Below are 11,040 nucleotides of genomic sequence, written 5' to 3' on the forward strand. Positions count from 1 at the left end.
GCTTATTCCCTTATCAGAAGTTGACGACCATATTGGCGAAGCCGCCGGTCCAGATCGGCGCGGTGACGTCGTTCGAGATGGAATCGACCCCCTTCCCCGGCGACGAGAGCGAAACGCCGACGGTGAGATAGACGTTGGGCGTCATGATGCGCCGATATTCGAGATAGACGTCGTCCGAGAGATGCTTGCGCGTCACCCCGGTGATAGGCTGGGCAATCCCATCCTCAAACTCGACGCGGGTCGCCTGACCGAACTGGATCGGGCTGCGCAATTTATTGGCGCCGATCCGCGCCCCGCGCAGGGTGATCGTATCGCGCGCGCTCGGCGCGACGCTCAGCACCAGTTGGTGCGCGTTGACGTTCGAGTTGATGAACATCATCGACGATTTCGTCCCCGTCGACCAGGCGCTGGGATTGCCCTCATAATAGAGCGGGTCAAAGCGTTCGAGTTCAGGCGTATCGGGATCATCGCCCGAGAAGGTCTGATAGACGTAGGAGATCGTCGGCCGCCACGGCTGGCCCGCGAAAGCATAGCCGATCTGCGCGCGCCCGGCCCATGCCTTGAGGTCGATCCGCTTGTTGCGCTCGATCGCGAGGTCGAGCCCGATCCACGCATTTTCGAGCGGACCGCCGGTCGGTGCGATCCGGCCATAGGCGGAAAGAAAGCGCAGGCCGTCGCGCCCGCCGATGATGAAGTTCGGGACGCCGATGCCCCCCGGCGGGGCCTGCGGATAGGGTGAGCTTGAGCTCAGCACCTTGCCCATGGTTACCCCGATGAAGCTGCCGCTATTGGCGTCGTAGCGCAGGTCGGCGCCCGCGATATGCGTGCCGGTGTCATTGTCGGGGGCTTCATTGGGGTCGAGATAGAAAGCGGTGCCCTGCACCCCGCCACTCGCCGCCGTCACCAGCCCCGCGACCCGCCAGGCGCGGCGCGGGCCGAGCTTCAGCGCGCCGCGCGAAAAGCCGTTCGATCCGCCGTTGGAGAGCAGCATCCCGGTCCCGGCCTTCCACTCGCGCGCGCCAAAGGAGGCGTCGAACCGCGTCCCCTTCTCGTCGCCGCGCCGGAATCCCAGATACAGCTCTTCGACGGTCGCTCGCCCCGTGTTGCCCGCGGCGAAGGCGTCGATCCCCACCGTCGTCGAGACGACGACCGACGCGGCGCCGTAAAGACTCGTCCGCTCGTCGGGCCGGTACTGAAAGGCGATGCCGGGCTTCACATAAAATTCAGCCCATTGGCTACTGGAATCAAAGTCGCTGTTGCCTGCGACCGTCTCCGCGAATTCCCAGAAGAGATTATGTTCGGCGACGAGGTTAAGGCCGGCTTCGACACGCGCGCGCACTTCAAGATCATCGGTTTCGGCAAGCAGGAAAGGGTCTTTATTTTCCTGCGCTTTGGCCGGAGCCCCCGCCGCGATCGCGAGCCACAGAACCGCCAAAGCGGGATAGGTCGATTGGCGCATAAGTCGCAAACCCCTGTTTGAAGCGAGAGCCTATCAGATCATCCATGCCCCGGATAGCTGACGCGACCGGCAAGCGTCGGCACCGATTTGCCGCGCCAATAGACGCACCGGAGCGCGCCCCCGCCAGCGGCACAAAATTCCATATATTCTGCATGATATTATTTATAATAAATACCATACATAATATGTCATTCTCCATAGCTTTCTTCTATATTATTGAAAATCATTGATTTTTTTCATCAAAAATTCCCATCGATTGTTGGGCCATTTTTCTTTATGTATGCGGCATTGCATGCATATATGGAGTCGCAGGCGTGATACGGAATGATGTGGGCAACGAGAAACTCCGCTGGATCCTCAAATCCGGCTGGCAGGGGCTTTGCCCCGAATGCGGCAAGGGGCATATGTTCCGGTCGTGGCTTCAGCTTGCCAAGCAGTGCGACAATTGCGGGCTCGACTATAAATTCGCCTCGCCCGACGACGGCCCGGCCTTCTTCTCGCAGATGATCGTCGCCTTTCCTTTCACCTTCCTGATCCTGTGGCTGGAAATCGCCTATGATCCGCCGATCTGGGTGCATCTGGTGTTTTCGATTCCGTTGATGGTCCTTGGCTGCGTTCTGCCGTTGCGCGCGATCAAGGGCTGGCTCGTCGCATCGCAATATGTGAACAAGGCGCAGGAATCGGGGACCGAGCATCTGTGGGCCAAGCTCCACGCGCGCGAAAAACGGGAAGCGGACGAACGGCGTGACGACTGACACATGGCTGCCCGACATCGGCGCGATCGCGGGGCCCAAATATAAGGCCGTCGCGAGCGCCATCGCCGCCGCGGTGACCCGCGGCGAGCTGCGCCACGGCGACCGTCTGCCGCCGCAACGCGACCTTGCCGCAACGCTCGGGATCGACCTTACCACCGTCACCAAGGCCTATGATCTGGCACGGCAGCGCGGCCTGATCGTCGCGCGCGGACGCGCCGGCAGCTTCATCAGCCCGACGGCGAAAAATGGCGAGGCGGCGGCGGCGGGGCAGACCGACATCGCGATGAACAGCCCGCCCATGCCCGCCGACGGCCGCCTGCCGCGGGCCATGGCAGAAGCGCTGGATATGCTGGTCCGCGACGATGGATTGGCACGATTCCATTATCAGCGCCCCGGCGGGGCAGCGGCCGACCGCGAGGCCGGCGCCAGCCTGCTGTCGCGAATGGGCCTGCCATCGGATAGCGAGCAAATGCTGGTGACCGCCGGCGGACAGAATGCGCTGCATGCGATCGCGACAGCGATCCTGCGGCCCGGCGATCGCGTGGCTTGCGGCCGCCATCTCTATCCGGGCTTTCGTTCCATCGCCCGGCGGATCGGCGTCACGCTGGTCCCGCTGGGCCAGATCAGCGCCGACGCGCTGGCCGATGCCCATCGCGCCGCGCCACTGCGTGCGCTTTACGTCGTCCCCACCAACGACAGCCCGACCGCAGCGACGATCGCGGCGGCGGAAAGAGCGGCGATCGGCGCCTGGGCCGAGACCGCGGGCGTTCAAATCATCGAGGACGATGCCTATGGGCTGCTACCGCACGTGCCATTGCCGCCGATCACCAGTTTCGCCCCCGGCATGGGCTGGTACATCGCCAGCATGTCGAAAATCCTGTCGCCCGCGCTGCGTGTCGCCTTTGTCCGGGCGCCGGGCGCCGTCGAGGCGGTAGAACTCGCAGCAACCCAGCATGAAAGCGCCGTGATGGCACCCCCGCTCAATGCCGCGATGGTGTCGCTCTGGCTTTCCAACGGCAGCTTCGACCTGCTCGCCGCAGGCGTGCGCAGCGAAGCGGTTTGGCGGCAACGGCTGGCCCGGACCATCCTCGGCGACGCCGCCTATTCGGCGCATCCCGAGGGATATCATCTGTGGTTGCCGCTCGCCGACGACAGCAATCCGGATATCGTCGCTTCCTCGCTCAGCCTCGACGGACTCTCGGCGGTGCCATCGGATCGCTTCGCGGCCAGCGAGGCGCACGACAAGGCGCTACGCATCTCGCTCGGCGGCGTCATCGACCGCCCGGCGCTCACCCGCGGCCTGCGCGCGCTCGACCGCCATCTGCGGTCGCCGTCGGCACAGGCCGCGCCGGTGATCTGACGCCGCTTTAGCTCGACCAGCCGCCCGCGAGCGCGCGGAACAGCGCGATCTGGCGCCGCGAAATTTGCCCGTCCTGCGCCGCCAGCACCGCCTCGGTCTCGGCAAAGGTGCGTTCGGCGTCGAGCCATTCGAGCGAATCGGACGCCCCCTCGCGCCGCTTGGCGCGCACGATCCGCGCCGCCCGTTCGGCCTGATCGCGCGCAGCACGCAGCGACTGCCGCTGTTCGAGCGCGCGCGCATAGGAGGAAAGCGCGGTTTCGGTTTCCTCGAGCGCGCGCAGCACCGTGCCATCAAATTCGGCAAGCGACGCCTGCGTGTCGGCCTCGGCCGCCGCGATCCGCGCGCGGGCGGGTTCCTGATTGGGGAAAGCCCAGTTGAGCAACGGCCCAAGCAGCCAGCGCAGCGGCCCGCCACCGAACACATCGCCAAGGCCTGCGCCGGTCGAGCCGACCGAGCCGCCGAGCGTGATACGCGGATAGAGGTCGGCGGTCGCGACTCCGATCCGCGCGGTGTCGGCGGCGAGCCGGCGTTCGGCGGCGCGAATGTCGGGGCGACGCTTGAGCAGCGCCGCCCCGTCACCGACCGGGATGGGATCGGTGATCTCGAGGCTGATATTGCGGTCGGCGACAATCACTGGCAGCGCGGCGGGCGGGCGGCCGGTGAGCGTCGCGAGGCGGAAGAGCGCGGCCTGACGATCGGCCTCGATCGCCGGGATGTCGGCGGCGCGCTGGTCGCGCAGCGTCGTGATCCGCGCGAGGTCGAGCCCGGTCGCGAGCCCGGCCTCCTTGCGCCGTTCGGTGAGCGTCACCTGCTGGTCGAGCAGGCCGACGATCCGCCGCGCGACATCGCGCCGCGCCGCGCCCGAGGCGGCATCGGCATAAGCCTCTGTCGTATCGGACACGACGATCACGCGCACCGCATCGGCATTGGCCTCGGCTGCCGCGGAGTCGCCGCGCGCGGCCTCGACCGAGCGGCTGACGCGGCCGAACAGATCGACTTCATAAGCGACGTTCAGCCCCACATCGACCGACCAGTCTTCGCGGTCGGCGCCCGGAAGGCGCTGGCCCTCGGGGCTGCGCCCGTAATTGGCCCCGGCGCCGATCTGGCCCTGTGGTAGCCGGTCCGAACGCGCGCCGCGCAAGGCCGCGCGCGCCCTTGCGATATTGGCGACCGCAACGCGAACGTCGGTGTTGGCGGTGAGCGCATCGGCAACGAGCCCGTCGAGGACGGGATCGTCATAGAGTCGCCACCAGTCGGCCGCGACCGGGTCGAGCGTCACGGCGGGACTGCTTGCCGTGATGAACGAACCGGTCGCGACCGGCGCCGACGCCGATTTCGGCGCGGCATAGTTGGGGCCGACGGCGCAGGCGGCGAGCGTCAGCGCCGAGGCGGCGGTGAGTATATTGCGGAGCATCATGGTCATTCTCCTTATTCCGCGGGCACGGGCAGCGCCGCGCCATGGTCGTCCGATCCCCGCCGCCGCTGCGCCAGCCAATCACCGAGCGCGCGGCAGACGACGTAGAAGGTCGGCGTGAAGATGAGGCCGAAAGCCGTCACCCCGATCATCCCGAAGAAGACCGCGGTGCCGAGTGCCTGGCGCAGCTCCGCCCCTGCCCCGCTCGCGATCAACAGCGGCACCGCGCCGAGGATGAAGGCGAAACTGGTCATCAGGATCGGGCGCAGGCGGTCGCGCGCGGCACGCACTGCGGCATCGACCGGCGACAGGCCATCCTGTTCCTCCGCCTGCTTGGCGAATTCGACGATCAGGATCGCATTCTTCGCCGCGAGCGCGATCAGCACGACGAGCCCGATTTGCGTGAGGACATTATTGTCCATCCCGCGCAGGTTCACCCCGACCATCGCCGCGAGCAGGCACATCGGCACGATCAGGATGATCGCGAGCGGCAGCGTCAGGCTTTCATATTGCGCCGCCAGCACGAGGAAGACGAACAGCACCGCGAGCCCGAAGACGATCCCCGCGGTGTTCGCCGCTGCCTTTTGCTGAAAGGCGATATCGGTCCATTCGGTGCCATAACCTGCGGGCAGCGTTTCGGCGGCGAGCTTTTCCATCGTCGTCAGCGACGCACCCGACGATGATCCGGGGGCGGTGTCGCCGTCGATCTCGACCGCCGGGAAGAGGTTGTAGCGCGTGACGCGATACGGCCCCGTGCGGTCCTCGAAATTGGCGACCGACCCGATCGGCACCATCGCCCCCGAATTCGACCGTGTTTGCAGATTGGCGATGTCGGCCACTGTCTGGCGATGCGCCGCGTCGGCCTGCGCGGTGACGCGATAGGTGCGGCCGAGCAGGTTGAAGTCATTGACGAACGCCGAGCCGAGATAGACCTGCAAAGCCTCGAACACGCGCTCGGGCGGGACGCCGAGCAGGTTCGCCTTGGCACGGTCGATATCGGCATAAACGCGCGGATTGGTCGCATCGAAGAAGGTGAAGACATTGGCGAGACCCGGGGTCTGGCCGGCCTTGCCGATCAGATCGCCCGATACTTTCGCCAGCGCCTCATAGCCATGGCCGCCGCGATCCTGCACGATCATCCGGTAGCCGCCCGCCGAGCCGATCCCCTGGATCAGCGGCGGCGGGATGATGACGATCTGCGCGTCGGTGATATCGGCCGTGTTCGCGTGCGCCTGTGCCAATATCTCCTCAAGCGTGACGCCGAGCGCCTTACGCTCGGCGAAGCTTTTGAGCGGGAAATAGGCAGCGGCCGAATTGGGGGCGAGCGTCTGCGACGGGCCGTCAAAGCCCGCGAGCATCACCGACCCCAGCACGCCCTTCACCGGCAGCACGCGCTGCGCGACCTTCTGCAGCACCGCATCGGTGCGCTCGACCGACGCGCCCGAGGGCAGCTTGGCGACGATCAGGAAATAGCCCTGATCCTGCGCCGGAATGAAGCCCGTCGGGGTCGCCCAGAACAGACCAACGGTCGCGACGATCAGCCCGGCATAGGTCGCCATCATCTTCTTCGGCGCGCGGACCAGCCGGGCAGTGAGGTCGGCATAGCCGTTCGCCATCCGGTCGAAAGCGCGGTTGAAGGCGTCGCCGGCGCGGCGGACCATACGCATAGCGGCACCTTCGCCCACGGGCTTCGCATGCGGCCGGAGCAGGATCGCCGCCATCGCGGGCGACAGGGTGAGCGACAGGATCAGCGAGATGATCGTCGCGGTCGAAATGGTCACCGCGAACTGCTGATAGAAGGCGCCCGACAAGCCGGTGAGAAACAGCGTCGGCACGAACACCGCGCAGAGCACGAGGACGATCGCAACGAGCGCCGCCGACACCTCGTCCATCGAGGTGCGCGCGGCCTCGAGCGCGCTCATCCCCTTTTCGAGATTGCGTTCGACATTCTCGACGACGACGATCGCATCGTCGACGACGATCCCGATCGCCAGCACCATCCCGAACAGCGACAGATTGTTGAGACTGTAGCCGAAGGCCGCAAGCACCGCGAAGGTGCCGATCAAGGACACCGGGATCGCGATGACCGGGATGACCGCAGCGCGCCATTTCTGGAGGAACACCAGAATGACGATGACGACGAGGATCACCGCTTCGAACAGCGTGTCCATCACCGCGTCGATCGACTGGGCGATAAACTCGGTCGGGTTATAGATGACGCGATATTCGAGGCCCTTGGGGAAATCTTTCGACGCCGCCTGCATCTCGGCCTCGACCGCCTGTGCGGCGGCGAGCGCGTTCGATCCCGGGCGCTGGAAGGTCGCGAGGATGACCGTCGGATCGCCCGATAGATAGGTGTTCGAATTATAGTCGGACGCGCCCAGTTCGACGCGCGCGACATCGGCGACGCGAACCTGCCGCCCGTCGGCATCGCTGCGGATCACGATATTGGCGAAATCCTTGGGGTCCGTGAGGCGACCCTGCGCTTCGACGTTGAGCTGAAAGTCGCTGCCATTGGCGTAGGGCGGCTGGCCGAGCGAGCCCGCCGCGACCTGCACATTCTCGCGACGCAGCGCGGCAACGATCTCGCCCGCCGTCAGGTCGAGCGCGGCGGCGCGGCCGGGATCGATCCACACCCGCATCGCATAGTCGCGGTTGCCGAACAGCCGCACGTCGCCAACGCCATCGATACGGCTGAGGCGATCGCGCAGCTGGGTCAGCGCATAGTTGGAGATATAGGCGCGATCGAGCGACTTGTCGGGCGACACGAGGTTGACGATCAGCAGGAAGTCGGGCGAGGTCTTGCGCGTCACCACGCCCAGCCGCTGCACCGTTTCGGGCAGGCGCGGGGTCGCGATCGCGACGCGGTTCTGCACCAGCACCTGCGCCGCATCGAGATCGGTGCCGATTTTGAAGGTCGCGGTGATCGTGACATTGCCGTCGCCGGTCGACTGGCTGCTCATATAGAGCATGTTATCGACGCCGTTGATTTCCTGTTCGATTGGCGCCGCGACCGTCTCGGCGACGGTTTCGGCCGACGCGCCCGGATAGCTCGCCGACACGGTCACCGTCGGCGGGACGATGTCGGGATATTGCGAGACCGGCAGGCCGATATAGGCGACCGCACCGATGATGGTGATGATGATGGCAAGGACCGCGGCGAAGATCGGCCGGTCGATGAAAAAACGCGATAGGCGCATGGGAGAGCCCCTGTCTGAAAAATACTCTGGTTATCCCCTCCCGCCTGCGGGAGGGGCAGCGAGACTTGCGAGCTTGTGCTCGCTAGTCGCAGCGGGGTGGGCAGTTGAAACGTCTCGGGCCCACCCCCGACCCCTCCCGCGAGCGGGAGGGGAGAAGAAAGCTCACCTCGCGAAGGTCGCCTGTGCCGACACCGGCTCGGTCGCGGTGGCAGCCTGCTTCGACGGCGCAGCGGCGATGCGGCCGGACTTGGTCACCGCCTTCTCGCCAGCGCGTGCGAACTGATAGCCGGTGACGACGATACGGTCGGTCGGCGCCAGTCCCGAGCGAATGACGCGCAGGCCATCGACTTCGGGGCCAAGCTCGACCGGCTTGGCCGCGACCATGCCATCCTTGCCGACGGTATAGACGATCTTGCGCGCCTGATCGGTCTGCACCGCGGCGGCGGGGACGAGCAGCGCTTTCACCGTCTGGCCGGTAGAGAGGCGCATATTGCCGAACATGCCCGGCGTCAGGAACATCGACCCGTTGTCGAAACGGGCGCGGGCGCGGATCGTCCCCGAGCGCGGATCGATGCCATTGTCGGTGAAGTCGAGCTGGCCCTTCCAGCGATAGCCGGCTTCATCCTGCAGCCGCACCTCGACCGTCGCGCCCTTTTCCGCACCGTCGCGCTTCGATTTCAGGAACAGCGCCTCGGAGCCCTGGAAGGTGAAATAGATCGGATCGAGCGCGTTGATCGTCGTGAGCAGCGTGCCGCCCGAATCGCCCGCCGACACGAGATTGCCCGCGTCGATCAGCCGATCCGAGATGCGGCCCGCCATCGGCGCGCGAACCGTGGTGAATTCGACGTCGAGCGCGCGCGCCGCGATGCGGGCATCGGCGCCGGCGAGCGCCGATGAGGCCGCCTGAACGCGGGCGCGGAGGCGATCGATCTCGCTTTGCGACACGGCCTCGATATCGACGAGGCGCCCGGCGCGTTCGAGTTCGAGGCGCGCGAGCGCGAGGTCGCTGCGCGCGCTCGCCGCTGCGGCGCGCGCTTCGGCCAGCGACGCGCGATAGGGGCGCGGATCGATGGTGAAGAGCGGCTGGCCCTGCCGCACGATCTGACCATCGGTGAAATGGATCTGGGTGATCGCCCCCGCGACGCGCGGGCGCACCTCGACCGATTTGCTCGCCTCGAACCGGCCGATATATTCGTCCCATTCGGTAATCTCGCGCGACAGCGGCACCGCGACGGTCAGCACCGGTGCGGGCGCGGCGGCGGCTGGCGGGGCGCCATCGCGCAGCAACCACCACGCGCCGGCAACAAGGACCAGCAGCGCGGCAATCCACGCGAACCGGCGGCTGCGGCCGGGATGGAGCAATTCCTTTAGTTCGCGGCGGATTTTCAGGTCGGCGGGATCGGTTTTTTCGATCGGCGTGTGGACGGTCATGGCGGTGCCCCTTCATTTTCGTGTCGGTCAGGTCGGATGTGCGGCGGCGCACGGATTCGCGGTCCCGAAGGCCCCCTTCGGTCCAGTGTCTTGGCAATGATCATGGGGAACGGCGCAGCGCCGCCCTCGCCGAACGCTCGTGTCGGGCACGAACGCGCGGGCGCTTCATGTATCTTCATCTTCGGTCGGGTTGGCCGCCGCGCCGCGTGGCGCTGGCGGCGGAAATCATCCCGACCGCCGCAAGGACGGCAAGCGACGGTCGGTCGGGGGGAGAGACTTGTTGAGTTCAGGCATGTCGGCGCTCCTTCGGCAAACACCGAAAGATGCGCCGACACGGGGAGAGATGTTTATATACTCATCGGTATATAATTCATGCTGCACCGCGTCAATGCTATTTCATACCGGTCGGTAAAAATTTTTCTTCTAGCGCCCCGGCCACAGCTTCAGGCTGGTATCGACAAGGCGTTCGAGCTCGGCGCGGGTTGCCCCGGCGCCGGCCTGCACGGCCATGCCCTGGTTCACCGCGGTCAGCAGCGCGGCGAGCCCCTCGGGATCGACGTCGGCGGGAATATCGCCCTCGTCCTTCGCACGCGCAAAACGTGCGAGCAGCGCGCGCTTCGCCGTCGCGCCGCGCGCCAGCACGGCTTCGCGAATGCACTCGGCCTCTGCGCCACAAGCCACCGAGGTGATGACACCCAGACAGCCATTGGGATTTTCCGGGCAGCTGTACATGTCGAGCGCGCCGTGCATCAGCCGTTCGGCGACGCCGCGCGCCGTCGGCGCATCGAGCGCCGCGCCCATATAATCGGTCTTTTCGCGCTCATAAAGATCGAGCGCCTTGTTGAAGAGCGCCTCCTTATTGCCGAAGGCGGCATAAAGGCTGGGCTTGGTGATCCCCATCGCTTCGGTGAGGTCGGCCATCGAGGCGCCCTCATAGCCCTTGCTCCAAAAGACGCGCAGTGCCGCCGCGAGTGCAGCGTCGACGCAAAATTCGCGCGGACGTCCTTTGGTCGCCGGATGAGAATCTATTTCCATAACGGGCGGTATATATTTTGCCCGGACCCAAATGTCCAGCCGCTGCGGCGATCAGGCGAGATGCGTGTCGATCGGCAGGCCGTTTTTCAGCGTCAGCGTCACCGGGGTGCGCTCGGCAACATCGGCGAGCCGCGCTTTCTGCGCATCGTCGAGCCCGACGATCGTCAATATACGCTCGATCCGCCGCTCGTCCTTGCCATGCAGCCGCAGCGCGACGCCGAGCGATTCGAGCGGCCACTCCTTGCGATCGGCATACATGCGTGTGGATCGGCGTGCAAAAAGGACCCCGTTAGCGGGGTGATCGGCGTCTAAAAGGGACCCCTCATTTCGATGGTTTAAGCAGCCGGCTGGATTTTCAGGCGGCGAGATCGGGATGTTGGTTTTGG

The 11,040-nt window shown here is 65.8% G+C and carries 8 protein-coding genes; 2 read left to right on the forward strand and 6 right to left on the reverse strand.

Annotated elements, in window-relative coordinates; translation table 11 throughout:
• Window positions 1-13: 13 nt before the first annotated feature.
• Window positions 14-1,459, reverse strand: coding sequence for an alginate export family protein (locus tag CDQ91_RS19965; RefSeq protein ID WP_144036835.1), 1,446 nt, complete (start codon window positions 1,457-1,459; stop codon window positions 14-16).
• A gap of 314 nt (window positions 1,460-1,773) precedes the next feature.
• Between CDQ91_RS19965 and CDQ91_RS19970 the strand changes: the two genes are divergently transcribed.
• Window positions 1,774-2,214, forward strand: coding sequence for a DUF983 domain-containing protein (locus tag CDQ91_RS19970; protein ID WP_419722576.1), 441 nt, complete (start codon window positions 1,774-1,776; stop codon window positions 2,212-2,214).
• Window positions 2,204-3,574, forward strand: coding sequence for an aminotransferase-like domain-containing protein (locus CDQ91_RS19975; RefSeq protein WP_144036836.1), 1,371 nt, complete (start codon window positions 2,204-2,206; stop codon window positions 3,572-3,574). The genes CDQ91_RS19970 and CDQ91_RS19975 overlap by 11 nt, the downstream gene beginning before the upstream one ends.
• Before the next feature lie 7 nt (window positions 3,575-3,581).
• On the opposite strand, the gene CDQ91_RS19980 is transcribed toward CDQ91_RS19975, so the two are convergent.
• The 5 genes from CDQ91_RS19980 to CDQ91_RS20000 form a co-directional block, all read right to left on the reverse strand.
• Window positions 3,582-4,997, reverse strand: coding sequence for an efflux transporter outer membrane subunit (locus CDQ91_RS19980; protein ID WP_088474466.1), 1,416 nt, complete (start codon window positions 4,995-4,997; stop codon window positions 3,582-3,584).
• Between the two features lie 5 nt (window positions 4,998-5,002).
• Complete coding sequence (locus CDQ91_RS19985; protein ID WP_088474467.1) at window positions 5,003-8,188, reverse strand: efflux RND transporter permease subunit; 3,186 nt, start codon at window positions 8,186-8,188, stop codon at window positions 5,003-5,005.
• A gap of 162 nt (window positions 8,189-8,350) precedes the next feature.
• Window positions 8,351-9,619, reverse strand: a complete 1,269-nt coding sequence (locus CDQ91_RS19990; RefSeq protein ID WP_088474468.1) for an efflux RND transporter periplasmic adaptor subunit — start codon at window positions 9,617-9,619, stop codon at window positions 8,351-8,353.
• A 423-nt stretch (window positions 9,620-10,042) separates the two neighbouring features.
• A complete protein-coding gene (locus CDQ91_RS19995) occupies window positions 10,043-10,654 on the reverse strand; it encodes a TetR/AcrR family transcriptional regulator (protein ID WP_088474469.1) in 612 nt (203 codons plus the stop codon).
• Window positions 10,655-10,705: 51 nt separating this feature from the next.
• The gene (locus CDQ91_RS20000) at window positions 10,706-11,029 is read right to left on the reverse strand and encodes an OsmC family protein (RefSeq protein ID WP_237246080.1); all 324 of its coding nucleotides are present in this window, start codon (window positions 11,027-11,029) and stop codon (window positions 10,706-10,708) included.
• Between the last annotated feature and the right edge of the window lie 11 nt (window positions 11,030-11,040).

It is taken from the genome of Sphingopyxis witflariensis, from assembly GCF_002205635.1.
Taxonomy (GTDB): Bacteria; Pseudomonadota; Alphaproteobacteria; order Sphingomonadales; family Sphingomonadaceae; genus Sphingopyxis; species Sphingopyxis witflariensis.

Excerpts from the sequence above, each read along its gene's own strand:
- CDQ91_RS19985 (WP_088474467.1), bottom strand. The coding sequence starts at position 8,188 with ATGCGCCTATCGCGTTTTTTCATCGACCGGCCGATCTTCGCCGCGGTC.
- CDQ91_RS19980 (WP_088474466.1), bottom strand. The coding sequence starts at position 4,997 with ATGACCATGATGCTCCGCAATATACTCACCGCCGCCTCGGCGCTGACG.
- CDQ91_RS19965 (WP_144036835.1), bottom strand. The coding sequence starts at position 1,459 with ATGCGCCAATCGACCTATCCCGCTTTGGCGGTTCTGTGGCTCGCGATC.
- CDQ91_RS19995 (WP_088474469.1), bottom strand. The coding sequence starts at position 10,654 with ATGGAAATAGATTCTCATCCGGCGACCAAAGGACGTCCGCGCGAATTT.
- CDQ91_RS19990 (WP_088474468.1), bottom strand. The coding sequence starts at position 9,619 with ATGACCGTCCACACGCCGATCGAAAAAACCGATCCCGCCGACCTGAAA.